The sequence below is a fragment of the Haloarcula sp. S1AR25-4 genome (genome assembly GCF_031624555.1).
GTDB lineage: Archaea > Halobacteriota > Halobacteria > Halobacteriales > Haloarculaceae > Haloarcula > Haloarcula pellucida.
This window is the reverse complement of the sequence record NZ_JAMQOR010000001.1, coordinates 325,450-350,516: the sequence shown is the minus strand read 5'-3', so window position 1 is coordinate 350,516 and position 25,067 is coordinate 325,450. Positions and strand designations below refer to the sequence as shown.

The window sequence follows — 25,067 nt, the reverse complement described above, 5'->3', positions numbered from 1 at the left end:
AGATTACAGACATATGGGAAATTTCAACGAACACTACGAAGCGGGCAAATCAGCCGCAATAATAGCTGCCGTCGCAGGATTAGTAATCACCCTCAATGGTGGTGGGGATATTGGAGAAGGGGTGATTGTCGCAGCAGGGGTTGGAACAGTCGTTTTGGGAACTTCGCTACTGCCGGATATCGATCACCAAGCTTCGAAACCGCGTGAAGCTGCAGGTCGTTTCGGTGTTGTATCTGTAGTCGCTGGAATACTCGGCTTAGTTCTGTTCGCTCCGGAGATTGTTGATCAGCTCGGTTTGATTGTCAGCACTTTTGGAATCAATGGAGCTCCATCGAGTCTCGGTCTTGGTGTGCTTCTCATAGGCGGGATTGTCCTGCTTGCCAGTGGCGGAGAGATGTTTGATTCATTGACGACCCACCGAGGCTTCACGCACTCATTACCATTTGTCGGGCTTATCGGTGTTATAGCAGTATTAGTCACATGGCACCTCAGCAGCTACGGAGGGATTTTAGCCGTTTTTGCGGGACAGAATGGTGTTCTAGTCGGGATAGCTGCTGTTATCGGTGTGTTAGTTCATTTAGGGGTTGACAGTAAATAACACCAGTTTAGATTCACAATGGCATTCGATATCCCACTCAAAACGGACGACTCGGATAATAGCTACGTAGAGATATTCAAAAGTTGGAAGTCCTTTTCCGATATCTTCGAGGGGGCCATCAGAATGCGAGTCGTCACATTTTGTGACTCGCCTAAATTCATTCTCGATTTGTTTGAAGAGCTGGAGACCTTGGAACGGCTAGAAGTTGTCGTCGGTGATATAGACGATTACCGTGAACGGCTTATTGATAAACCTGATCTCGCCGACCAACTCGAGCGATTACGTCGAGATGACAAACTCGTCATCTACCTTTGTGAGAACAAAGAGGTTCACTCAAAGCTGTATCTAGTTGAATACGACGAGAATGCCGGAGATGCTTCTCAAGATACACAGGATCAAATGACGCTCGGCGGCGATGCAACTGAGAGTCCTGCAACGTCAGACTCAGACCGGGGCGCTCCTGCTAAGGTCATTATTGGTTCTCCGAACCTATCAGAGAACGCATGGTCAAATCAGACAAATGTGGGCGTGGTGTACGAGACGTTCACTGAGAATTCGCTATACGCGCAGTTCGAGGAGCTATACCGTGACCATCGAGATTCGTATAATAACGGCGGGCCGTTCCTTGATGATTTGACCGAGCAACTTGAGCACACTGCTGACGACCGTGAAGAAGTCATTAAACTCTACACTGAAGGAAAAGTCGGCACACAAGACGAACTCGGTGAAGTTCACGGACGACTCGCTGATCATATCGACGCTGAGGTCGATACTGTTGATTTAGCGATGGACGGCGGAGGTACCGCTGGAGATACTCAAGATACGCCAGATACTGACATCAAAGACTCTCGAACTAACGATTCTCAGTCTATGGATGACGCACCGCAAGATCGTATCACGCTCTCCTTACGAGGGTATGATGAGTCGACCGTAGACACGCTCTCTCAAATGACCGATTTTGATGCAACGGTCTCGAAAGATACACTCAGTACAACGCCAGATGCCTTCCAACGGTACTCTCAGCAAGTGTTTGACGTGCCGACGATGCATCTGACTGAAGAGCATGATCAGCTCAAATTCCATTACGATGGGACAGTCTACCGCGTAACTCAACCACCAACGGATCCAGAAGCCGTTGATGAGGCCTTAGAGGACATAGAGACGTACTTCGCTACCGTAGACGAGTATGGGAATTCGAATAACCCGACTGCGGTGAAGGCACACATGTACGAAGCGCTCCTCTGGTTCTTTTGGGCTCCATTCGCTAACCGGCAGGCAGCGTTTTATCAGCAGCACGGAATCAACCTCGATAAGGCGTTACCGTCTCTGTATATTTTCGGCGAATCAAACGGTGGGAAAGGAACCTTCTGTCGATTTGCACTGTCGCTTATCAGTGCTAACCGGGTTGAAGCACCGGTTGATGCTGACGAAATCGGGAAACGAAAAGTTCGGAATCTACGGTCTGCCCATACCTCGTTCCCGGTTGTTGTTGATGACATCACGAAGCAAAAAGTGAACTCACTGGATACACTCAGGAACTACTGGAGTGGCTGGACTGGTGAAACGACGTACCCGCTTTTTGCGTTCATTTCCAATGATAAGCGACCAGGCGAATGGTTCCGGAACCGGGCTAAGATACTCCGATTCGACGTGAACTTCATGACTTCCCATCAGGGGGAAGCGAAAGTTAACCGCCTCATCAACACCGAAAACGCGCTGTTTCAATGGTTTGGACATGAGTATCTGTCACGAGGCCTCGAATTAGGGGAAGATTCAGATGCACTCCGGGAGGTCAGAGCGACGATGAAAGATCTCTATGATTTTGCTGACCGCCAAATACCAGAATACTTCCCCGAAACACCAGCCGAACAGGCGTATGATACTGGTCGAGAACGCTGGCGTAATCTCACAAAGCATGACGATATCGAGATTACGGAAGACGGGGAGACGCTGAAAGTCTCGTTCCCGGAATCAATGAGCTTCGAACTCCACGAATACAAACGCGACCCACCGATGACAGTCCGAATAGAAAAGCGAGGACTGGACCTTATCATCAAGACTCCGGACGAGTTCTTCGACTGGCTTGGTGAGCCAGTCACTGAGGACAAGTCAAGTGGGTTCCTGTCACGTGCTCGGGAGTATTTCACAGGTGCCTGATTATGAGTGACTCACAACGCTTCGACTTATCTTGGATTGTAACTGCGGCGGTGATTTAATTAACAGGTTAAGATGATACGGTATATGTCACTACCACATGTCGTAGCTGTGGATCCTCATAAGCGGGGACAGGTGCAATGAGCGAAGGCACAGAGTTAGAAGGAAGACTCATCTCAGTCCCGTTCGGCCAGTCTGCAACTGAATCCACAGCTCGAAATGCGTATCGACAGTTGCGTGACGAGTATGGGCCAGAGGATGTGCTGGTGTTGACTGGTTCGCCGACCAGTATGGAGACGTTTGAGGAGATTCTGAGTGACGAGGTTCCGGGTGCGGGTGTGCCGCGTGTCTCGTCGCTGGTCGTGCATGCGACGGATGTCGTGAACACGGTCTCTGATGAGACTATCTTGTCGGATACGTTGCGTCGGGAACTCGTTCATCGGTTTCTTGCGGAGCAAGAGTGGGAGAGTGAGTATTTCGACCGGGCGTCGGAGCTTGATTCGTTCGCGGGTGATGTTGCGCAACTCATGGAGACGGCGACGTGGCAAGACGCGGAGCTTGACGAGACACCTGAACTCGTGGAGGTGCAGTCAGTCATCGACGAGTTCCACGAGTGGCTGGCTGAACACGATCATATCGAACGCGGGCAACTCATCTCGACAGCGATCGACTACTTGGTGGACCCTGATCACCGGGACGCTGTCGTTGATGTCGAGGCGGTGCTGGCTGTCGAGTTTGAGGAGTTCTTTCCTCTCGACCGGCGGTATTTGAGTGCGTTGACGGCCGACTTAGACCTCGTCTGTGTACGTGAGCGGGATAGTAGCGTGCGGCGGACAGGTATCGAGACAGGTCCCGTGACCGACTACGTGTCGCTGACCACATGCGATGGAGGTAAATCATTGTCACCATCGTCTCGGCCAGAAGCGACAGCGCAGTATTTAGCGACAGAGAAGGCCCCTGACGATCCCGGATCGGGTGATGTGACGGTGCTCCACGCGGAGTCCGGTGATGCACAATTGGACCGGATTGCGGACGAAATCGAGCGGTTACGGGAAACAAACGGGTGGGAGTACAGTGATTTCGCGGTCGCGCTCGGGCATGGTGGAGAGGGTGTTTCGGAGGCGATTCACGCGCTCACGCAAGCCGGTGTTCCGACAGAGTCAACGACAGTAACAGGATTCGGTGACGACCCGGCGATTCGTGAGTTACTGCAAGTCACGAAATATTACGCCGTCCAGGCCGATACGGAAACAGAGTTCACAGTAGATAGTGACGCCGTCGACGAAGCGTTGCTCTCGACGATCCAAAATGAAGAGGATACCTTGGCAGCTGTGCTGCGGCGGTGGGCGACCGCGTCAGGGTTGAAAGACCGGATTGCGAGACGGGCGTCACCGCTGGATGCGCGGTCGCAGTTCGGGAACGTTCGACGGGCGTTTGCGATGGCGGAGTTCCTCGAAGACACGGCGTTCATCGACGCGTCCTGGCCGGTGTACACGGAGATGCTGGAACGGGCACACGAGCACGCCGAGTCAGAGACGCGCACCAGTGCTACGGATTTAGACGGCGGTGTCCGTGTCGACCATGTAGAGGCGTTGAAAAACGGGTCGTGGCGTGCCGTCTTCGTCCCTGATGTCGTCGACGAAGCGTATCCGGGAGAACCGTTCCTGACCCGGTTGTTCCCGCAGGAACGCGTGTTACAGATGCCTGATTTCCCCGGTGTGACTGACGTGACCGCGAGTGAGGTGCACGAGACGTTCCGGACGCGATCGACGGCGTCCAGCCAACCGGTGACGCAGTATCACGTCGAACAGTCCCGGCGACGCTTAGCAATCGGGGCGAACGCCGCGTCAGAGCGCCTGTATTTCTGTCTGTACGACCACGAAGAGGGCGGGCTCGACGAAAAGGTGCAGCCGTCGCGGTTCCTCACGGACGCGTACCGGCAGTTACCGTGGATGCAAGGCGAGTCCGATGACGAGATTCGGAGTGAACGGCGCGCGGAAGAGTTCGTCCTCTCACGAATCGACCGTGCGTTAGCCGACGTGCGGCGAACGCAGAGTCGTGAAATGACAGTGTCTCTCGACGACCTGTCGGGTGATATCGGTGAGATTCACCGTGTGCTTGACGAAAGTGGCGAACGCGGTGAGGCGATGCGGGAGGCGTTGCAGGCGCGTGTCGACTTTGCGGCCGGGAGGGTGCGCCGTGAGTGACGTCGTGTCCGTGTCGCCGACGCGACTCGCAACGTACGCGACGTGTCCGCGCCAATACGAGTACAAGCACGTCCAGAGCGTCTCCTCGCCCGAAGAGACGAAGCTGTACCTCCATCAGGGGAAAGCGTACCACGAAATGATTGAGCGCGTCTGTGACGCCACAGGCCGCGACGATGACCCTGAAGTCATCTACGAGCGAGCAATGGACGTGTTCGATGCCACGTGGACAAAACATATCGACCCCGAGGACTACGCGTCGAACGCCCATCAAGAGTATCAGCGCCGGGAGACCCTTGCTGGCATCAAATCGTTCTTCGACCCGGAGGACGGCGACGGAATCGAACACGCACAGCATTCGGTGGCGACGGAGAAACGAATCCAGTGTGAACATGACGGCATCGGACTACATGGGTACACTGACAACGTGCTGCGTGACGGTGACACGCTGCATCTGATTGATTACAAACGGAACGTCAGGGGTGTGCTCGGGTCCTGGAGTGCTGATCGGCTCGAAGAGCACCTAAACGAGGAGGCCCACGAGGCCCAAAGAGTCAAGAACGCGTTCCAGACCGCCGCGTACACAGAAGGCATCAAAGACTCCCCGCTGTACGAGCCAGGGATGTCCGTTCGGTTCAGCTTCTACGGGTTGCTGCACTCGACAGAGACACAGAGCACTCCATCCGGGTACACCGTGACGGCGAGCGGCCGGGAACGGGAGACGACCGAAGCGTACGAGGAGTACTACGAGACGATTTGGGATCTGATTAGAGCAGCGCACGAAGGTATCACAACTGAACGGTTCGCCCCGGACCCGTTTGACCTCATCCAGGCGGAAGCCTGCGACGATTGTGATTACCAGTCAATGTGTGCGGATTACATCGCTACGGAGGTTCGACAATGACTGACGGAAATGGAGACCTGCCGGCGTGGCTCCCGACGATAGAGGAGGACGTTGACCCGAAGGACCAGCAAAAGAAGATTATCAGGTCGGGGGAGTACCCGATGCGAGTGTTGGCGGGTGCGGGGACCGGGAAGACGTTCACGATGGTCCGGAAAATCGAGCATCTCATCGACGAGGAAGGCGTGTCCCCGGACCGGATTCTCGCGTTGACGTTTACGAACAACGCGGCCGATTCGATGCAGGAAAAACTGCAGGAGAAACTCGGTACCGCCGGGTACGACATTGACGCGTACACGTATCACTCCATCTGTAACGCGATCCTGCAGGACTACGCGTACACGGCCGGGATCGACCCGGATTTCGACGTGGCAACGGACGCCGAGAAGTACGCCGTGGCACTGGAGGTGCTCGACGAAATCGAGTACCGGGCGGTCAAGCCGAACGTCTACGGCCCGAACTCACACGGCAGCGGTGCAGCTGACGCACTCACCGGCTTCATCAGCTCGATGAAACGCAGCGGCATCGACCCGGACGCTATCGACGCGTACCTCGGCTCGGCTGAGCGATTGTACGAACTCGCAGACATTCCGGAAACCATCGAAGACGTTGCGAGCGATAACCTCGGCGGGCGGTCCGTCTCTACCGTACTCGACGGTCTGCCGGCAGTCAGGGAAGCACTGGTTGAGGCACGCGAAGCTATCGGCGACGACGGCATTGAGGTGAGCATATCGGTTTTCCTCGACGGTGCTATAGCGGTGTGTGACTCGCTTATCGCGGCGTTCGAAGCTGCCGAGTCTGGTGACGGTGACCTGCCGGAGAACGCGCACAAGATTCCGAAGTACCTGTTCGGCGGGTACGCCAGTGGCGCGCCGAAAGGCATCCCGGAGGTGGGCCTAGAACTCCCCGAGTACCTCGCCGATTTCCTGGACGATTGCCTGCACGCCCGCGACCTTGTCGCCGGGTACAACGCGTACGAACGGGAACTAGCCGAGCGTGGACTTCTCGATTACGACGACCTCGTCGTCGAGACGGTCAAGCTCTTACAAACTGACGCGGTCGACGACATCGCGGGCCGGTGGGACTACGTGTTCTGCGACGAGTTCCAGGACACCGACCGGTTACAGTTCGACCTCGTCACGTCCCTCGTCAGCAACGAGAACCTGTTCGTCGTCGGCGACGACGACCAGGCGATCTACGAGTGGCGCGGCGCGAACGTCGCCAACATCACTGACGAACTCGACAACGAGTTCGGCGGCGCGCTTGCCGACGAACCCCTCGAACAGAACTTCCGGTCCCGACAACCGATTCTCGACCTCGCCAACGCCGCACTTGCGGAACTCGACGACCGGAAAAGCGACAAGACGCTCACGCGCGTCGACGAGCCGGACTACGACGGCGACAGCGTCGTCACAGTCGAAGAGGCCGAAGACGAATCCGACCGGGCCGACCAGCTCGTCACCGTCGTCCAGAACATGCTGTCAGGAGCTGCCGACGAAATCGACCGGGCGTACGACCCCGGCGATATCGCGTTACTCGTTCGGAAGAACAAGCACGCCGAACCACTCATCGAACGGTTCGAGGACCTCGGGATTCCGTACGAAGTAGCCGGGGACTTAGCGACTGATTCAGTCGGTGTCGGCACGGTCATCGCGTACCTCAAAGCACTCGCCCGACCAGAGGACGACGAAGTCAGTTGGAACCGCGTGTTGACGATGCGGTACCGCCTCGCTGACGCGGACCTCCGGCACCTCAACACGCGAGACGATGCTCTCGTCACAGCCCTGCTTGAGGCACCGCTGTCGGAGTTCGAGGAACCGGACCGCGTCGAAACCGCGAGAACCCACGTGTCGCATCTACTGGAGCTTCGGGACAGCGCATCACTTGCGCGCCTTTACCGCGAACTGACGGACCTGACCGACATCGAGTGGTATCTCAGCGAACAGGACCGTCGGAGTCTTGACCAGTTAGAGGACGTCATCGAACAATTCGGTGACGACGCGGTCCAGCCGTCGCTCACCGGGGAGTTCGTCGAGACGCTCCGGCACCACGACGAGGTCTTCGCCGAGAACGGCGGGACGCCGACAGACCAGCCGGAGTTAGCTGACGACGCGGTCAACGTCATGACGATCCACAAGAGCAAGGGACTGGACTTCCCGGTCGTCCTGATGCCGCGACTCACGGCCGACGAGTGGGGGCCACGTGGCCGCTCGTACGACGCGCTGGAAGCCTCACTGACCGACGGCCCTGAAGCGGCGTTCGCAGAGGACTTCGTCGCCAACGACGCCCGGGAAACGCGGCGTGTCCTCCACGTCGGCCTGACACGCGCCGAGGACGTACTCGTCCTGCACGGATCGAGCGAAGACGATGACGCGAGTGACGATGAAATGGAGGACTTCCTCCGGGAAACACTCACACCGGGACTGCCGTGGGAACCGGACGCCGACCATCTCCCTATCTGGCGGGACATCCAGCACTGCCTCCCGCCGGAAGCCGCCGACTGGACCGACTCACTTGCTGCGACCGTCATCGGTGACCTCGGCGGGACGGTGACGCACAACGGCGATGCTATTACCCCCGAAACAGCCCGGGAGGAAGTCCTCACACTCGGCACCGACCTGGCAGCAGGAGCCCTGGAACGCACTGCACCGTCTCGACTCACGCTTGAGTCGCTTACAGGCGCGCCCGACGTTGCCCCGGAAATCCAGCACAGCTATACGTCGCTCAAATCGTTCGAAGACTGCCCGCGGCAACACTACCTCGATTACGTCGTCAACGCCTTCCGGGATTACACACCAAGCGATGAGGCGTGGACAGAGAACGACACCGGCCCGTCACAGCAAACCGTCGGGATACTGTTCCACGACACGGCCGAAATCGCGGCCGACGAGAACGCGTCGTCACCAGCCGAATGGTACGAGATCTGTGAGCGACTCGCTAATCAAAAGCGGGCCCACGACGCACTCCCCGACGCGAAGGCGTGTATCGATCGGTACTTCGAACTCGAACTCAGCGAGTGGGACGTCGTCGACGCGGAACGCGAGTTCGCCATGGAGATCGACGGCGAGGAAATCGTCGGGTACATCGACGCCGTCTACCGGACACCCGCCGACGAACTCGTCGTCATCGACTACAAAGCCACGCAACGCGAACGCGACATCGAAGGCAACAGGCAGTTACCACTGTACTTGCTCGCGTGCCGTGACCTCTACGACGAGCCAATCCATCGAGCCGGGTACGCGTACGTCGGTCCGCTTGGTCCGAAAATCGAGACGAAAACGTTCTCCGAGAGTGACTTGCAGGGCATCCAGCAGGAGATCGAAGGCTTGCTTTCGACTATTAGTAATCTCACATACGACGAGTTCGTCGCAGACACGCATTGCCAGTGGTGTACCCACAATGAGCTACCATGTGCAGCGTCCCTCCCGACAGAATGAGCATAGCAGTGTCTCGTCCATTGCTTCGAAATCTCGAAGGACTGCTTGATATGGTCGTTGCTTAACCGTGGTATAGAGCTAACACTCTTATTATTGGATTTAGAAGAGGCTGGTATGTTTGAATCGTCTACTTCGCCGATAACGGTTTTCGAGATTGCCCCGAACGGGAATGGGGGAGAAATATTCTGGATTTACGACATAGAGAACCCGGATGAATTTTTCGCAGGGTGTGAGACAGTAGATGACGCATCAGAACGGTTGATAGAGGCTGATAGAAGTCCTGATGAGCAGATCGAAACATGCGGCTATACCCTCGTTTTGGATCACCCTGAAGATCCATCGTCGACCAGTTCACTCACGATTCCAGAGGGGCCGCTCGTTTTTGAAACTGTAAAAAACGATGGTCAATATGTGCGGTACGAGTTCTACAGAATCGAAGATCCTGAGGATACGTTCGGAGATTCCTATGGAGATACGCAGAGAATGTTTGACTCGATTATGGACGCAGGTATCGAACCAATGTTAGAGTATGATAACGTTTCACTAACATTCCAACGGCCTTACGGGGCGTTGTAATTGGCTGTCCCCTAACTGAGTTTACTAACGCTGAGCGTGAGCTTGGACAATTGGCTGGTCTCGTTCTAAAATAGCAGCCAACTTCTCGCTTCGCGTATCGATATCGATCTCTTCGTGTTTCCAGTTACGTTCGGTCTTACCTTCCCACACACCGTAAAGCGTCGCTCGCGGGAGAACGAGGACACCAAAGAGCACAGCGAGTTGATACAGTAGCGTCGCAATCTCCCCCCACGTTCCGGTGACGCGGCGTGGGAAATCGACGCTGAAGTCGACGTGGACGGACGGGACTTTCCGCTCGCGGGCTTCGTCGACGAACCCGTAGTCGTTCGAGAAGAGAATCGCGCCAGTTGGTTTGTCGGCGTAGTACTCGGCGCACCCGTCGATGATATTGGTGTCGCCGGTCTCGGTCGGGATGATATCGTGTGGGCGGGTCTCTCGTAACCGGCGGAATTCCCGGAGTCCGAGTCGTGTCTCTCGGTTGTCTTCGGTCGGCTGGCCGGCGAGGCGCTCGTACTCGTGGCCGAACGCGTCAGCTAACGCTGAGGCTGGCATCGCTTTCTTGCCGTATCGGTAACTGATACTCAACTCCGTGTCGACGCCTTCGAGTAGCGCGTACCCGTTGACTGGTGCTCGTCCACCTGATTTGGTGTGTAGCACCGGGTCGATTCCGAGGACGTCGTGCATCCGCCACGGCAGGAGATTCGTGTCGAAGCCGGCGTATCGAGGCGGATGTCCTTCCTGCAGGTCCTGGTATCCGTATCGGGTGATGAATTTGTCCAGCTCGTCGCGGTTCTGAATATCGACGAGTCCACTGGCGGTAACGGCTTTGACGTACGCCGCTTCGTTCGGGAGTTCCTTCCGGACTGTTGGTCCGTGCTCGCGTTCGATCTCATCGAGCGCGTCTTCGTATGTCACCGCACCGGTAGTCATGCTAACTGTGCTGTCCGCGGCGTCGCCGAGATTGACACAAAACAGCTCACCGATTTCCTCAGCCGGGTGAACGACCGAGAACGTCTCCTCGCCGAGTTCGTACAGGCCGTTCAACAGCAGCATCAGGTCGTCGTGTGCGAGTTGCATCAGAGGATCTCCGTGAAATCGTACAGTCGAGCGGCCGTTCGGGGTATTTCGGGGTAGATGCGGCTGAAGTAGTCGCTTGATTCTAGGTAGAAGTAGAAGATGTGGTCAGCGTCGTAGGTCATCCCGGCGTTGAACGCGATGACGGACATGAATTTCCGGCCGGGCGTGACGTCGACGGCGACGTTCGCTGCGGCGTCGTGTGCTTCGGTGATTACCTCTTGGAAGTGAGTTGCAATGCCTTGGAAGTCCGTCTCGTGGTCAACGTTGCCCGTTTTGATCGTTGGGCTCTCGACGCCGTACTGCTCCAGCAGCGTCCGGGTCAGTACTTTCGTATCGGACAGCGCATCGCCGAGTCCGGGGTTGTCGAGGAAATACACGGTGTCGGGCACAAACGCACTATCCAAGCCGTCCCCGGCACACGCCGCGGCTATGGGGTTCACCATCGCCTCGACGGTCGTACTCCCCGAACTCACCCACACATTATCCATCGTACCTATCACTTTACTAAACTCTGATAAGCGTTTACCCGCACGTTACTCCTCCAGTCGTGAGAGCGCCCACGACGCCCGTGCCCTGACACCCTTCTCGTCGTCTTCCTGCAGCCGCTTCTCCAATTCGGGCGTGCGTTCCGCGGCACGGAGGTACCCGAGCGCCCAACAGGCGTTCTCCCGAACTGCAGACTCATCGTCGTTCAGTAACTCGACGAACGTCGGGGTTACGTGCTCGACAGCGTTCGGGAAGTCCTCGGCCACGCGGGCAAGCGTCCCGCTCGCATTGGTTCGTGTGTACGCATCCTCGACTGTGAGGAGCTCGGAAATTTCGTCGACGAACGGCTCGACGACGTCAGTGTGAATTGCCGAGACTTCAAAGAGCAACGCCACCGCGTTGTTCCGGAGCCGATGGTTCTCAGCGGTCAGCAGTTGTGCGATATCGTCAACGATTTCGACAGCGAGACTCGGTGAAACCTCGACACACGGGCCAAGCGCTGCGATGGCGATCATCCGAACGGCATCTGGTCGTGATTCATCTAGTGCCACCGACCCGACCAGTTCCGCGACCGGGGTGACAGCCTCCGGATACTCGCCTGCCACTGCCGCCAGCGCCGACACGGCATCCCGGGTCCCGTCAGCATCGTCTTCGACGATGGTCTCTAACCCGGGAACTGCATCGACAGCGTCGCTTGGATCTGCTGACGCGATATGAGAGATGCACGCGGCGGCTTCCCGACGAGCGGACACGCGGTTGGAACCGAGGTACGGGATGATGTCAGCCGTTGCCGGCGCGATATCACCTGGACTCTGTTCGCCGATAGCACTGAGCGTCGCTAGGACATCGGCTGGCGCGACCAAGTTCGAGTCCCCCATTAGCGACCGGAGAATCGGGATGGCTGGCGTGCAGTCCGCAGGACGCGCAACAGCAATCTGTCGGAGTGCGCGCAGAGCTTCCCGTTGCTGGAGTGCACTCGTCTCCTCACGGTCCAGCAGTGATAGCACAGCGGACACACGAACCGCAGCTGGATTGGCTGCTGTCACTCGTCGAAGCAGCGTTGCCTCCTCCGTCAGCGTATCCGCTTGCGCCGTTAGCGTCGTTACCGTCTCGGGCGAGATATCGGCGGTAGACACCAGTTCGATCGCCTCCAGGTCCACAATGAACTTCTCGCTTCCCGGAGCAAACGGGGTACAGAGCGCACCCGGTGCTTGTGACGGTTCTTCGATGAACACGGCATCGACCGACATATCGGATAGCAGGACCGTCGATTCGCCGTTTTCGTCCGTGCGCGTGAGTTCGAAGCCCGGCGCATCGCGGTGCTCACTGAGCCACGACGAGAGGTGCGACGCGTCAACTGGCACGACACCGGCCGAAGTTGGGCGGCCACCGTCGGTGACCGGGTCACGGGCCCACGGGAGGCCAGGGTCGATATCGCCCTGCTGGACGGCCGGGACGAAGTCCCACGCGTGGTAATGCTCCCACCCGTCGACATCGCTCAGATCCAGGTCGTCGACGACGACGTACCCGTCTGCGTCGGGATGTACGTCCGCAATCAACGAGAGGCGTTCACGACGCGTCGGGAACTGCTCGTAATACCCGTCAGGCTGCTTGTCGCCGAGCCACTCGTCCCACGCGTCGCCGTGCCGACCGACAATATCGACAACGCCGGGAATCGCTGCTTCCTCGGCGAGCGTCTGATTCCCGATGGCGTACACTGCGTGGTCCGTCTCGTGTGCGAGGTGACGCACCCACTCAAGCGGGACGGCGTCGTGACGCGGGTGCGGGTTCACGTCGACCGTCCAGTCCCTGTCAAACGCAAAGACCAGCATTACTCCGAAAGCTCCGCCTCCTGTACCGCTTCTGGCCGACAGAGCATATCGAGTAACTCCAGCTCCTGCTCCATCGACTCATCACCAGTGGCAGCCATCTCATCGGCGAGATAGCTGCGGAGCCGACCGAACCGGTCCGTGTGCTCGTCGGGGACGACCAGCGGGACGGACTCGCGTTCGTGCTCACCGCGCTGGTCGGGGAGCAACCAGTCGTCGACACCCGTCGCGTTGTCGGCCCGGTCGTGGACGTCACGGGCCCACGCGCGGAGTTCCCGAGCGTACCGAGCAAGCGCTACCGCCTTTCGGACCCCGTCGTGTGCGAACGCCGCTCCGTCTTCGGGCATCGATACGGCGACGCGCTCGGTCTGTTCGGCCCCGTCGCGTTCCGTCCACGAGGCCTGCAGTTCGAGCGTCGCGTCCGCCGCCGTCTGCGTGAGCCGAACGAGGATGACCCCGCCGCGGGCCTGTCCGTCCTGTTTCGCAGAGGGGAACAGCGTTCCGACGTGCATGAGCTGCTCACTCGCATCGTCAGCGGACGGCGAGCCGTGGACGGCTTCAACTTCGTAGCCCGTCGCGTCCAGTTCCAGGTCGAGGTTGTATACGAGCGGCGTCACCATGTAGTCGAACTCCTCGCCGAGTCGCTGTTCGAACTCGTCGGCGGAGTGGATGAAGTAGTGGTTCGCGCCGCGAATCCCCGACACCGTGTCGGCCAACTCGGCGTTCGCGTCCAGCCCCATGCCGATGAACGTCGTGTGGATACCGTCAGCGGCGGCATCGGCGAACAACTCGGTGAGCTCGTTCGCCCCGGTCTGCCCGGTGTTGGGCATCATGTCGGTCATGAAGATGACGCGGCGTTCGAGGTCGTGACTGGTGGTTCCGTCGGCCAGCATATCGACGGCCGCCTCGAACCCGTCTTCCATGTTCGTGCTGCCGCCAGCCGCGATGTCACGGATGTGCTGTCGAATCGCGGGCATATCCGTCGCCCCAACGTCGCGCAGCGGCTTCGCAACGTGTGCCCGATGGTTGTACAGGACGACACCGAGGCGGTCCTCGGCGTGGAGCTGCTCGGTGAGCGCACACAGCGACTGCGTCGCTGCTGCGAGTTTCGTCTCACTCCCGCTTTCGGCCTCGCGCCGGCGTCCCTGCTCGTCGTAGTAGTACTCGTCGAACTGACTGGACATCGACCCGGAGACGTCGAGGACCGCCACGAGGTCCAGTCGCGGTCGTTCAAACTCCTCGACAGACAGGGTCGAATCCAGGCCAACAGAGAGGTACTGTTCGGTCTCTCCGGTCAACGGGTGGTCGCTGACTGCCGCGGCGTACCGTGGAGCGAACAACGAGTCCGTCGCTGTCCGCTCACCCGTTTCGAAATAGTAGTCGTAGAACAGCCCTTCGTCGCTGATGGCTTCGGGCTCCGGCGTGTACCCATTCTTGAGGTTCTCCCGGAAGTTCGTCACGTCTTTCGCGCCACCAGCGGCGAGGCCGACTGTCTCCGGACTCGCCATGCTGTGGTTCATCGTGCCCATGCTCGCATCTGCCTCCATGTTTTCGAGGAGCGGCTCCTCGTCGCGTGCGAGCATGTGCTGAGCTACGTGGCGACCACACGACGTACACACGAAGTCAGGCGTCTCAACTGGCTGGTCGTCCTGCATCGGGAGCCAGTCGTCGACAGCTCCGGTGTCCTCGTCAACAGTCTTGACCGAGGCCGTCTCGTCGAGGATACCAAACCGACAGTCTATACCGAGTTTCTCGGCCGCATCGACGACTGCGGACCCGGCAGCGTCGATTGCCTGCCCTGCCCGGAGTTGGTCTCCACAGTGTGGGCACTCGTGTGCGATCGCCTGTGACGTGTCGACGGGCTCAGCACCGAGGAGCCCGGTAATCTCGTACCTTTCGCCGGTTTCGAGATGCCACAGCGAGTCGCTATTCGGCGTGGCGAGTATGCTGAACTGGTCGCCTGCCTGGTCGGTGACGAGCAGCCGGCAAACTGTCGCTCCGTCGCAGGCGAGTGGTCGTTTGGTGATGAACTCCACCGTGAGGTCGAGTCGTGCGCCGGGCCGTACGTCCGCGAATATCCCATCCATTGTTTGCTGATAGCTGCCGCTCACCCGGGCAGCCTGCGGGTCCTCGACGACGATACACGCGCCTCCCTCGCGTGCAAGCCAATAAGCACCATCGCAGTGGCGCTTTTGTCACACTTACACCCAACATTATGTCTCATGCCGATATAAAAGTTTCGTCAGCACGCATTACAGAGTTGGATAAGTCGGCATAATCTACATCACGATGTTGTTTAATTCTAGTCGAGGATCAAACAGGACGTATCGGGTGGTTTCGGCCCACAAACCCAACGTTGCGACGGTGAGTAAACGGTCGTAACAATCATTGCGATGGCGCTCGTCGAATAGGCAACAGTCCAATGTCCATCGATGCTGGTGACGCCTTAGTCGAGTCCCTCCACCAACACAACCCCTGGTGGGACGACGGGGCCGACGCCTTCGACCTTCCTGCGCGGCAGAAAAGCGATTTCTATCATCTCGCGCGTCCGAACGCGTCCGGAAGCCAATTCGAAGACCAGTCTATCCTCGCACTGGTCGGCCGGCGCGGCGTCGGCAAAACCACGCTCCTCCACCAGTTCATCCAGCACCGAATCGACGCCGGCGATGCCCCCGAGCAATTCCTCTATCTGCCATTCGACGCAGACCCACTCTATCAGCTCCAATCCGACGAACAGCTCGCGCGCGCAGTCCGCTACTACGAAAGCCGCGTCTACGGTCGAACACCCGACGACGGCCCGCAGTTCATCCTCCTCGACGACATCCACCAGATCGAACACGCGAACAAACCAACAATCGACGGATGGGGCGACCCCGTCGCCGAACTCATCGAGCAGACACCGGACCGGCACGTCATCATGACAGCCAGCGCCGAGGTCCAAATCGAACGGGAACTCGCCGATAGCAAAGTATCCCCGGGCGCCTACGACGTACAACCGATTCTCCCCGAAAAGTTCCGAGACTACCTGTTCACACTCTACCCCGACCTCGAAGCCGAAGACAACCGCGTCAGTCCGAGTTCGATACGCGCAGGCGACAACAGTCTCCCGACAGCGATAGCTGACGCGGACACTGCTGGACTCGCGGCGGAACTGCAGCGCAAGTACGAGAAAGTCAGCGACGCGGAACGCCGGATACAGTCGCAAGTCGTGGAGTACCTGACGATGGGCGGCATCATCAGTTACGAACACGACGGAGCCGTCGAATCAGCGAGCGCCCTCACACCGAAAGACTACGAGCGCCTCCGCGAGAACGTCAGGGCAGCCCTGTATCAGGATGTTCCCGGCTTCGAATCAATTCAAACAATTGCCGACCTAGAACGCCTCTGCGCACTGGCCGCTCGGAACCGCGCGACAGAATCGTTTCGCTACCAGGAGCTCGTCGAACTGTTCGACGTCGACCGACGCACAATCGCAGACAGTTACCTCCCCGCACTCAGCGAACTATACGTACTCACTGGCGTCACCGAGTACGACAACAGTCGCCCGCGCGGCGTCAGACTCTACCTCCGCGACACCGGGCTCGTAACAGCCCTTTCTGACGGTGACGCATCGGCGGTACGCAACGACTTCCAGCGGGAAGCAGAACTCGCCCGCGTCGCCGCTTTCGACCACACGATGCGTTTCGCCTACGGCGTTAACGCCACGCAAGGAAACGACCCGACACCAAATGTTCAGTACTGGCGTGGACGAGACGGAGAAGTCGACTTCGTCTTCGAAATCGGAGACACGCCTGTTCCAATCGGACTCGCCTATCGGTCGCGCGACAGGGACACAGCACTTGCCGCCGTCCGGGAGTTCCAAGACGAATACGACGCACCGGTGGGTTTCCTCCTCGCAGGCGACACCGTTCGCGGCTCGGAACCAATTCAGCAGGTCGGCGACGGCGTCATCCAGCTGCCGTATTGGCTGTATCTGCTGCTCTGCTAGAGAAAACAAGCAATTTGGCTACACGATTTCTTCCGCGGGACGTCGATACTCATCGTCGAGAGAAGCGCCACCGAGCGTCGAGTAGAGTTCGATGAGGTCGGCAACGTCGCTCGTGCAGTAGTTTTCGAGGAGCCGAGTCAGTTCGCGGTGGACACTGGTGGCTTCAATCTCGGCTTCGACGTTGTCGACATATTTCTCACCGAGTACCTGCCCGATGTGCTTACCCTGGACAGACGGCCCATCGATACCAGCTAAGTAGTTCTCGGGGAACGTGTAATCGTCGTACCAGACGCTGTCATTGTCGATACCAGCGATATCGTAGGCCTTCCAATCGGGGAGAATCTCCTGGTTGTCCCGCAGCTCATCTGCGTACTCGTCAGCAGCGGCGAGCGCGACATCGACGTGATTCTTAAACAGGTTCTCGACGCGCCGTCGTAACTCGCCGTCGGCATCATCAAGCTCCTGTGCCCAATTCAGCAGGTGCCGCCCGTCGAACCACGCACCGTTGTACGTGAGCAACCGATCGATTTGCCGCCGGTCACACCAGTCGAACAACCGCTCAAACAGCTCAATGGTGTGCGCGTCATCCCATCCACCGCTGCGGAACAACACATCAGTCTCAGGCGCGTACTCCAAATCGTCAGCGTAGGCGAGGCCGACCGCGATCCACTCGTAGTACGACGTGTCGTTCGAATGTTCCGGCGGTTCCTCGAACGGACTCGCGGTCTCGATATCTAAAACCAACGTCCCCATATTACACGTCCTCCATTATCGCTACCGCAACGAAACACCCCCTCCTATTCAAAACAAGCGGCATCCCGTTGATAGTGACGCCGCGTGACAAGATGAGCCGTACGATCGCCATTGATCCCACTAATAGAATTTTGCCTCTGCAGACAATCACGGAAGCTACGTGGAAGTCACTTCTACACCTGTCTGTCCAGCGAGTGTGTCCTCGACTGACTGTGTCGTTCGGGCTTCAGCTGTTTCAACTGTGACGCGGACAGTCGCTTCGGTAGCGGAGAGGCCGGGCTGTAGCTCCTGGAGATCTTCAACAGTGACAGCGAGGATGCCGTCGGCGCGCGAGAGCCGCCGCTCTGCGTTGGTCGTGAGGTCGCCGTCCGCACCGTTCGGAACGCGGACGGTGACGACTAGGGTCGTAGTTTGTCGCGTGTCGTTGTCACTGGTGATTGCCATTGTAGTACCTCCATTGGAGCGACCCGGTGGGACCGTCCCGCCATGATTCGCTCCGAATGCGCGAGAGACGATTTGAACGCCTGTTTCAGCCATGGCACGGCCGCGTGGTAGGCCAGACTCCACTACTCGCGCAAAAATCGGAAACCGCAGTCATGCTGGCTCGAAGTCATCGATATCGTCGATGACCTGCGCCGGTTCTTCGGCGTAGCCGATGAACTCCAGCACTTGCTCAGACCACCCCGAGACGTTATACACGTCCTCGTAGCCTTCCGGCGTTGCGAGGTCGCCGTACGACGCGAGGTCGACCATGTACAGCGATGCTTCGGGCGCCACCGCTGCACGGTACTCCTCGAAGGCCTCGCGGACAGTCCGGTCGCCGTCGACCAGTCGAGCCGTCGAGTCCCAAATCTGCATGTCGGTGAAGAGGACGACTCGTTCGACTTCGATGCCCTCCTCGCGGAGGTAATCGAGGCCTTTCCAGCCGTTCGTCGAGTTCCCGACATCCTCGTTGATACCCATGACGGCACGCTGGCGCTGCAGGACCGGCGTGTCGACGTGGGTCGCCACCGGCTGGAACTCCGACCCGAACCCGCCGACGCGGGCACCCTGGTCAGCCAGCACTGCGCCGAACAGCGCACCGATCTCCTTGCGCTGCAGCGTACTCTGCTCGGAGAGTGCCGCGTCCATCGACCCCGACAGGTCCACGCCGACGAACGTGTCGGCAAGGTCGTCGGGCACGTGCTCGACTGCCACGTCAACGGCCTGTTCCAACCAGCGCTCGACCTCGGGCGCGTCGATGCCCGCGTCTTGCAGCGCCTTGTACGCCTGGTAGTACCGGAACGGGTACAGCGGCGCGTGCCGCACCGCTTCGAGATCGAAATGCCCGACGATGGTCGCCTCGTCGACGCCCGCTTCTAGCATGTTCCGCAGATTCCGGATCGAGGCGAAGATGGGCAGCGAGTACTCGTCGTCTTCGATGAGCTGCTCCCACGCCTCTGCCGTGTTCCCCTGCTCGGAGATGACCGTCTCCCACGTGTTCGGCGACGGAAGTGGATCGACGTCCGGGTAGTCGTCGAGGTCACCGCGCATGAACCGCTCGAACAGGTCTTCCTGTTCCTCGTCGACGGGTGTCGGGTGGACACGGTTGAAGACGTCGTGGAGCGTCACCTCCCGCCGCGGGAGGGCGTACTTCTCCAGCGTGTACGCGTCTGCCATCTCGACCAGTGCGTCCTCGATACCGCGACGCAGCGGCCACGGCGCAGTGCCACCGAACAGCGTGTCGTGGGCGGCCAGCGCTGTCGCCGTCTCGTCCATCCGCTGGACGATTGCCGGCGTCCACTCCCGGATGAGCGACTCATCCGAGTCGTCTTTGAACCGGTCGTCGTTCGCCGCGAGTACTAGGAGCACCTGCGGGATGTCCCGGAGGTGCATCTCCTGGCGCGCGTACGCGGCGAGTTTCAGAACGAACTCCGGGTCCTCAGCCGCCGCGGCGTCGAATCGCTCGACGACCGCCTGCAGGTGTTCGGTGTCGTCTTCGTAGTACGAATCCTCCAGCAGTTGGTTGATTGTTCGTTTGTACAGTGCGAGTCGTGGGTCCGCAGGCCGGAACGCCTCACCGCCCTCGTGGTTGGTGGTACGTGTTGCCTCCGCAACCGTCTGTTTCGTATCGTTCAGTTGCATGCTATCACTGGCGTCGCAACAGTCGACGCCGAAACCGCTCACCGTGAGCGGAGAACGTCCCTGACAGGATTTGAACCTGTGACACCCGGCTTCGAAGGCCGGTGCTCGTTCCGAACTGAGCTACAGGGACAAACAGTGGTCGGAAAATCGTCAGCGCGTGTAGGACATGGCGTGTTAGGCCGCTACACTACCGTGGAGATTCCACGGCCGGGATTCGAACCCGGGACTCCCGCTCTTGAAGCGAAGGAACGCGCTGACTCGACGACCACCTCATGAGTGATGGCGACCGGGAAAGTGCAGTCGCGTGAGAGTGTCCATTCTCGGGGTCGGTCCCCTTTGTCCGGACGGTACGCGAGACGCGCGTGTCTCGCGCCGGGATTCGAACCCGGATTGTGCCATTGAAGTAACGCGACTACTGGACGGTCGCCTCGAATGATCGGCGGCCGGGAAATCGGCGGAGCGATGCGGGAGTCGAACCCGCTAGGTGCCTGTGGAAGGAACGCTCCGTCTCGACGGCCGCCGACGAATGGTTGGACACCGGAAAATCGGCGATGGTGGACCGCAGCTCCTTGCAAGAGGAAGTAACCCACCGCCTCGACGGTGTCCCGAGAGCCTGCGCCAGGAGTCGAACCTGGACCGCGCCCATACCACGGACGTACGCTGCCGATTACGCCACGCAGGCCGAGGGCCGGGTGCGAGACTCGAACTCGCCGCTCGTCCGTCACAGGGCCGAAGGTTGCCAGCTACCCTAACCCGGCCACGATTCGCCCGCTTGATGCGGGCGCATGGAACGACCAGGACTCTAACCTGGACACGCCGGCTCTTCAGGCCGGTGCGCTCCCGGTTGCGCTATCGTTCCGCTGTCGAATCACAAGCAGCGGAAAATACCGGAGTTTCACGCGCGTACTTTCCGCATCCAGTTATCCAAGGCTTCTCGATAGCCGCTCTTGTCCGGCGTCGGGAACTCACCGATGGCGTTGAACTGCCCGGTAATCGCATCCCGGGCTCGCTCTTCGAGAGCCTCCGGAACGGTCGCCGAGTTACCGGTGCGCTTGTGCGCGACGAGGTCCTCGACGAGCTCAGGGTCGCCGCCATCGACAGCCTCAGCGAGTTTGAAGATGTCGGCCTCGATGTCCTCGTACTCGACGACGTACTGCGCGCCGAGCAGCCCACGGTAGACGTAGAGGAACTTCTTCGCTCGCGGATCGTACCCCTCGGCTTTCTCCGGGTCAAGATGCTTGTAGTAATTCGACTTCGCCATACCGAGGTACGCGTGCGGGACGTTCATCGGGAGGAACTCCCGGATCAGGTCCTGCAGCGCGTCCATCTCCAGTGGCATCCCGTTCATGACCGTCGGGGCTTCGAAAACCAGTTCGACGATGTTGTAGTTCGCCGACTGGAGGAGCTGCGCGAACTTCTTCAGTTCGTAGCTTCGCAGGTCAACCTCGGCGTACTCCTCGAACCCCTCGGTCGTGCCGTCCATGTTGACGGTGACTTCCTCGGCCGGGGTATCGAGGTACGCGTACGACTCTGCTGGAGCCATGTGCAGACCGCGGACGTCGATATCGCTCTCGGCGCTGTCGAAGCCATAAATGTGGCTCCCGGTGATTGCGTAGAACCGAGGGCGGTTTTCGGAGCCCCGCGTGGCGACGGCGGCTTCGATGAAATCTCTGATGTCTTCCGCGCTATGCTCCAGTTCGAGATGTTCGATTGTCATTGCTTGGTACCTCGTGTTCGTGCGTCGTAGTTGGTTCCTCGGGTCGCAGCAGCGCCCGATAGTGCTCCCGAGGGGAATCGAACCCCTGGCCTCTACCTTGAAAGGGTAGCATCCCTCGCCAGCGGGGACTCCGGGAGCGCAAGCCACGAGTCGGATTCGAACCGAAGGAAGACTCGCTGCGCTCGTCTTCCAGGGCTCGAAAACCGCGAGCGGTTTTCTCACCGACGAGAACCCGCTCTGCAGGCGGGTGCGTTGACCGCTCTGCCATCGTGGCACGAAGACAGTGCGGTGGATGGGGGAGTGCAAGCCCCACGCCGGGCCAAGGAGTCGAACCTCGCACAACTCGGGTAACAGCCGAGTTCCCGCACCACGCGGGACCGCCCGGCAAGAAGCGGCAGAATCACGGAGTGATTCCGACAGGCCCGACGGGATTTGAACCCGCTATCTGCCGATTAAAAGTCGGCTGCCTGTTCTCATAGGCTCCAGGCCCACAGTGTATCGACCCGGATTCGAACCGGGGTTACCAGCTTGGAAGGCTGGTGTCTTCGCCAATTGGACCATCGATACGCATAGGCACGAGCGGATTTGAACCGCTGACAACCTCGTTATCAGCGAGGGACTCTGACCACTGAGCTACGCGCCTGCATTGGCAGAGCAGGATTTGAACCTGCGATCTCGCCGATGTGAGCGGCACGTCCACTCCACTGGACTGCCTGCCAATGCTCCAGCACGGATTTGAACCGGGGGCTCGGCCGTGAGAGGACCGTGAGTTTGGCCGCTACTCCACTGGAGCAGATGGGACGGACAGGATTCGAACCTGCGTGACCACGTTACAAGCGTGACGAAGGAACTCTCAGCGTCGCACCGGAGTTCCGGTGAAAACCCGTTGAGAGAGTTGGTGAACCAAGCTCTTCCACCGTCCCATAGCAGCAGTCGACTGTCCAAACAACCAACTGCCATATCTTCCCGGCACGGGTCGAACGTGCGTCTCCGCCTCTACAGGGTGGCGTCGTAGACCACTGGACCACGGGAAGTCACTGAACAGTGTTCCGGGGAAAACCAAGGGCGGGTGAGTGTTTGGCGGCTGGATTGCTCCATCCGCTTACACCGAGGCATTCCACCCTCGGAACAAGGACTCTCGCCCCTCGCCCTGTGGCTTTGGTGGACCAAGTATCCCGCCCCTTCGACCCGGTACAGAGGGTCGTTTCGACAGGGATGCACCGACCGCTGTCAGCCGTCTTTCTGTCCGGTACTGACACCATCAAAGGTGTCTGGCTGTGACTCCAGCGCACCGGCCGGTGCGAATGGACACCCCCGGGACTCGAACCCGGAGCCTCTCGCTTGCGAAGCGGGCGCTCTGCCAATTGAGCTAGGGGCCCACAGAAGGCGCGCTCGCCGTAACTGCGATTGCGGGACCACGATTCGAACGTGGGTCTGCTGGTTATGAGCCAGCCGGGATCAGCCAGGCTACCCAATCCCGCAGAGTGTCGCCGCGAGGATTCGAACCTCGGTAGGACCTACGCCGGCGGTTCTGAGCCGCCTCCCGTCGCCACTTGGGTACGGCGACGCACCGTCTCAGAGCCAGCACTGTGGCCGGCATGTCGCCAGCAGGATTCGAACCTGCGATAGTCTGCACACACGGCCCTCAACCGTGCCCCGTTGACCACTTGGGTATGGCGACGCAGTTCCGCGGGAGGGATTCGAACCCTCGAAGAGCTGTTCAGCGGGTCTTAAGCCCGCCGCCGTTGGCCGCTTGGCTACCGCGGAAAATGGATTCGGACCGAATCGAACCAGAGGAAGACTCACTGCGTTCGTCTTCCAGGGCTCGAAAACCGCAAGCGGTTTTCGAACAGCCATCTCCCGCTCTGGAAGCGGGCGTCTTCCCGTTGGACCACGAATCCACCTCACGGCGGGAGGGCGATTTGAACACCCGTGCCCTTGCGGGCACCGTGGTTCCAACACGGCCCCTTGGCCGAACTAGGGAAACCCCGCCAACGGTGAGACGGAGAGTCGAACTCCGAAGCCTCTCGGCTCTCGATTTCAAATCGAGCGCAGTCACCTGTCTGCCTGTCTCACCTCAAAGGGGATGTTCCGCAACCCTGCTTGACAGCAGGACGCCGGGAGAACGCCGTTCTCCCGAGCCCGAACTCGCTCCGCTCGCGCGGACGCCGCGACCCGGATTTGAACCGGGGAATCCCTTGCAGGATACCTCCGTAGCAGGGAGGCGTCCGACCAGGCTAGACCATCGCGGCAAATGGGTCGACGAGGGTCCCGTGAGCAACGCGAACGGGACATCGAAAGAGCGCAATGCGCTCTTTCGGAAATTCGAACCTCGGTCTCGTGCCCCCAAGGCACGGATCTTCGGCCGCTGGACCATCGACCCGAAAATAGTTGTATGTCTATTCGTCTGTGGGTGCGAGGACGAAAGCGACCGCTCACTCCCGTCCTCGCAGGGGGCGTACTTCGACTGTCAGCTCAGCCTCGAATGCCACACCGGTCCATGCAGGTTCCAGACCCTTCCGGGCCCGTTGCGGCCGACAGCATTGTCGACCGCGTGTGCCTGCCTCGATGGGCATCCGACCGCAGTATTATGACGCCGACGTCGGGATTTGAACCCGAATCTCAGCCGTGACAGGGCCGTATGCTTCCGAGTTACACCACGTCGGCACGCGACGGCTATCGCCCCGGGGAGAATCGAACTCCCGACCTCGGGATCCAAAGTCCCGCGTCCCTCGCCAGCGGGGACTCCGGGGCTCCACAGTGCCGCCGCTATCTGTGGATGTTGTGTGCTCGTGACGGCGCTGTGGTCGGCCCACAGCGGTCACAGGTCCGCACCGCTATGCTGGTGCGAACAGAGTCAACGTGCCGCGAGCGCGCCTTCCAGCTCGCCCGAGATGGACGACACTGGCAAGCTTGAGCAGGCGGCAGGCCCGTGTTCCCCGGCTCCGAGCGGGTAGTCCGCGTGAGGAGCCGAGTTATGCGGGCGAAGTCGTCCGGACATCGCCGGACGGAATCGCGTCGAGTTGCTCGACGGCATATTCCATCCAGGAATTACTGTCCGGTTCCACACGCTGACCGCGTAGCAAACACGGGCCACCCGCGGCTATCGGCAGGGAAGCGGGCCGCGGAGTGGGTTTAGCAGTCAGCATGTCGAGTCACCTTGATTGCGAGTTCAATTATTCCTCATGACCCGGGGTGTATTAATTCTGAGCGAGGTGTGTTA

Annotated in this window: 15 protein-coding genes and 23 tRNA genes; 7 read left to right on the top strand and 31 right to left on the bottom strand. The window is 59.4% G+C overall.

Features of this window, described 5'->3' with window-relative positions:
- Nucleotides 1-13 precede the first annotated feature (13 nt).
- From NDI85_RS02035 to NDI85_RS02010, 6 genes are all read left to right on the top strand, one after another.
- Nucleotides 14-598, top strand: a complete 585-nt coding sequence (locus NDI85_RS02035) for a metal-dependent hydrolase (RefSeq protein WP_310914753.1) — start codon at nucleotides 14-16, stop codon at nucleotides 596-598.
- Nucleotides 599-616: 18 nt separating this feature from the next.
- Entirely contained in the window at nucleotides 617-2,755 is a 2,139-nt protein-coding gene (locus NDI85_RS02030) for a tyrosyl-DNA phosphodiesterase (protein WP_310914752.1), read from the top strand.
- A gap of 137 nt (nucleotides 2,756-2,892) precedes the next feature.
- The gene (locus tag NDI85_RS02025; RefSeq protein ID WP_310914751.1) at nucleotides 2,893-4,959 is read left to right on the top strand and encodes a DNA helicase UvrD; all 2,067 of its coding nucleotides are present in this window, start codon (nucleotides 2,893-2,895) and stop codon (nucleotides 4,957-4,959) included.
- Entirely contained in the window at nucleotides 4,952-5,860 is a 909-nt protein-coding gene (locus NDI85_RS02020) for a PD-(D/E)XK nuclease family protein (protein ID WP_310914750.1), read from the top strand. Before NDI85_RS02025 ends, NDI85_RS02020 begins: the two co-directional genes overlap by 8 nt.
- Nucleotides 5,857-9,294 carry an ATP-dependent DNA helicase gene (locus NDI85_RS02015; protein ID WP_310914749.1) on the top strand — a complete coding sequence of 1,146 codons (3,438 nt, stop codon included), beginning with the start codon at nucleotides 5,857-5,859 and terminating at the stop codon, nucleotides 9,292-9,294. The genes NDI85_RS02020 and NDI85_RS02015 overlap by 4 nt, the downstream gene beginning before the upstream one ends.
- Before the next feature lie 114 nt (nucleotides 9,295-9,408).
- Nucleotides 9,409-9,870, top strand: coding sequence for a hypothetical protein (locus NDI85_RS02010; RefSeq protein WP_310914748.1), 462 nt, complete (start codon nucleotides 9,409-9,411; stop codon nucleotides 9,868-9,870).
- A 24-nt stretch (nucleotides 9,871-9,894) separates the two neighbouring features.
- Here NDI85_RS02010 and NDI85_RS02005 read toward each other — a convergent pair whose 3' ends face one another.
- From NDI85_RS02005 to NDI85_RS01990, 4 genes are read right to left on the bottom strand one after another with little or no spacing between them, the layout of a single operon-like run.
- Nucleotides 9,895-10,947, bottom strand: a complete 1,053-nt coding sequence (locus NDI85_RS02005) for a hypothetical protein (protein ID WP_310914747.1) — start codon at nucleotides 10,945-10,947, stop codon at nucleotides 9,895-9,897.
- On the bottom strand, nucleotides 10,947-11,435 hold the full coding sequence (locus tag NDI85_RS02000) for a hypothetical protein (RefSeq protein WP_310914746.1): 489 nt from the start codon (nucleotides 11,433-11,435) through the stop codon (nucleotides 10,947-10,949). Before NDI85_RS02000 ends, NDI85_RS02005 begins: the two co-directional genes overlap by 1 nt.
- A 45-nt stretch (nucleotides 11,436-11,480) precedes the next feature.
- Complete coding sequence (locus tag NDI85_RS01995; RefSeq protein WP_310914745.1) at nucleotides 11,481-13,265, bottom strand: HEAT repeat domain-containing protein; 1,785 nt, start codon at nucleotides 13,263-13,265, stop codon at nucleotides 11,481-11,483.
- The gene (locus NDI85_RS01990) at nucleotides 13,265-15,349 is read right to left on the bottom strand and encodes a VWA domain-containing protein (RefSeq protein ID WP_310914744.1); all 2,085 of its coding nucleotides are present in this window, start codon (nucleotides 15,347-15,349) and stop codon (nucleotides 13,265-13,267) included. The genes NDI85_RS01995 and NDI85_RS01990 overlap by 1 nt, the downstream gene beginning before the upstream one ends.
- 335 nt (nucleotides 15,350-15,684) lie before the next feature.
- On the opposite strand from NDI85_RS01990, the gene NDI85_RS01985 reads away from it, so the two are divergent.
- On the top strand, nucleotides 15,685-17,250 hold the full coding sequence (locus NDI85_RS01985; RefSeq protein WP_310914743.1) for an AAA family ATPase: 1,566 nt from the start codon (nucleotides 15,685-15,687) through the stop codon (nucleotides 17,248-17,250).
- A gap of 18 nt (nucleotides 17,251-17,268) precedes the next feature.
- Here the strand turns inward: NDI85_RS01985 and NDI85_RS01980 are convergent, their stop codons facing one another.
- From NDI85_RS01980 to NDI85_RS01850, 27 genes are all read right to left on the bottom strand, one after another.
- Nucleotides 17,269-17,886, bottom strand: coding sequence for a hypothetical protein (locus NDI85_RS01980; protein ID WP_310914742.1), 618 nt, complete (start codon nucleotides 17,884-17,886; stop codon nucleotides 17,269-17,271).
- A 273-nt stretch (nucleotides 17,887-18,159) separates the two neighbouring features.
- Nucleotides 18,160-18,447 (bottom strand): hypothetical protein, encoded by a 288-nt coding sequence (locus NDI85_RS01975; RefSeq protein ID WP_310914741.1) that lies wholly within the window; start codon nucleotides 18,445-18,447, stop codon nucleotides 18,160-18,162.
- Nucleotides 18,448-18,504: 57 nt separating this feature from the next.
- A tRNA-Gly gene (locus NDI85_RS01970) sits at nucleotides 18,505-18,579 on the bottom strand.
- Between the two features lie 18 nt (nucleotides 18,580-18,597).
- Nucleotides 18,598-20,127, bottom strand: a complete 1,530-nt coding sequence (locus tag NDI85_RS01965) for a TROVE domain-containing protein (protein WP_310914740.1) — start codon at nucleotides 20,125-20,127, stop codon at nucleotides 18,598-18,600.
- 55 nt (nucleotides 20,128-20,182) lie between these two features.
- A tRNA-Arg gene (locus NDI85_RS01960) sits at nucleotides 20,183-20,257 on the bottom strand.
- A gap of 480 nt (nucleotides 20,258-20,737) precedes the next feature.
- Nucleotides 20,738-20,809, bottom strand: a tRNA-Thr gene (locus NDI85_RS01955).
- A 4-nt stretch (nucleotides 20,810-20,813) separates the two neighbouring features.
- A tRNA-His gene (locus NDI85_RS01950) sits at nucleotides 20,814-20,885 on the bottom strand.
- 28 nt (nucleotides 20,886-20,913) lie between these two features.
- Nucleotides 20,914-20,986: transfer RNA gene (locus NDI85_RS01945), tRNA-Phe, on the bottom strand.
- A gap of 36 nt (nucleotides 20,987-21,022) precedes the next feature.
- Nucleotides 21,023-21,844: a DNA polymerase beta superfamily protein gene (locus tag NDI85_RS01940; RefSeq protein ID WP_310914739.1), complete on the bottom strand. Its 822-nt coding sequence runs from the start codon at nucleotides 21,842-21,844 to the stop codon at nucleotides 21,023-21,025.
- Between the two features lie 62 nt (nucleotides 21,845-21,906).
- A tRNA-Glu gene (locus NDI85_RS01935) sits at nucleotides 21,907-21,982 on the bottom strand.
- Nucleotides 21,983-21,985: 3 nt separating this feature from the next.
- Nucleotides 21,986-22,118 (bottom strand) — tRNA-Cys (locus NDI85_RS01930).
- Nucleotides 22,119-22,261: 143 nt separating this feature from the next.
- Nucleotides 22,262-22,334 (bottom strand) — tRNA-Lys (locus NDI85_RS01925).
- Nucleotides 22,335-22,338: 4 nt separating this feature from the next.
- A tRNA-Gly gene (locus NDI85_RS01920) sits at nucleotides 22,339-22,411 on the bottom strand.
- 3 nt (nucleotides 22,412-22,414) lie between these two features.
- A tRNA-Ile gene (locus NDI85_RS01915) sits at nucleotides 22,415-22,487 on the bottom strand.
- 3 nt (nucleotides 22,488-22,490) lie between these two features.
- Nucleotides 22,491-22,563, bottom strand: a tRNA-Val gene (locus NDI85_RS01910).
- 1 nt (nucleotide 22,564) lies between these two features.
- A tRNA-Glu gene (locus NDI85_RS01905) sits at nucleotides 22,565-22,637 on the bottom strand.
- A 3-nt stretch (nucleotides 22,638-22,640) separates the two neighbouring features.
- A tRNA-Thr gene (locus NDI85_RS01900) sits at nucleotides 22,641-22,767 on the bottom strand.
- A gap of 382 nt (nucleotides 22,768-23,149) precedes the next feature.
- A tRNA-Ala gene (locus NDI85_RS01895) sits at nucleotides 23,150-23,223 on the bottom strand.
- 28 nt (nucleotides 23,224-23,251) lie between these two features.
- Nucleotides 23,252-23,326, bottom strand: a tRNA-Met gene (locus NDI85_RS01890).
- A gap of 3 nt (nucleotides 23,327-23,329) precedes the next feature.
- A tRNA-Leu gene (locus tag NDI85_RS01885) sits at nucleotides 23,330-23,411 on the bottom strand.
- Between the two features lie 32 nt (nucleotides 23,412-23,443).
- Nucleotides 23,444-23,525: transfer RNA gene (locus NDI85_RS01880), tRNA-Leu, on the bottom strand.
- 4 nt (nucleotides 23,526-23,529) lie between these two features.
- Nucleotides 23,530-23,611 (bottom strand) — tRNA-Leu (locus tag NDI85_RS01875).
- A 3-nt stretch (nucleotides 23,612-23,614) separates the two neighbouring features.
- Nucleotides 23,615-23,745: transfer RNA gene (locus NDI85_RS01870), tRNA-Trp, on the bottom strand.
- Nucleotides 23,746-23,751: 6 nt separating this feature from the next.
- Nucleotides 23,752-23,837, bottom strand: a tRNA-Ser gene (locus NDI85_RS01865).
- Nucleotides 23,838-24,010: 173 nt separating this feature from the next.
- Nucleotides 24,011-24,096 (bottom strand) — tRNA-Ser (locus NDI85_RS01860).
- 342 nt (nucleotides 24,097-24,438) lie between these two features.
- Nucleotides 24,439-24,511 (bottom strand) — tRNA-Asp (locus NDI85_RS01855).
- Between the two features lie 12 nt (nucleotides 24,512-24,523).
- Nucleotides 24,524-24,599, bottom strand: a tRNA-Gln gene (locus NDI85_RS01850).
- Between the last annotated feature and the right edge of the window lie 468 nt (nucleotides 24,600-25,067).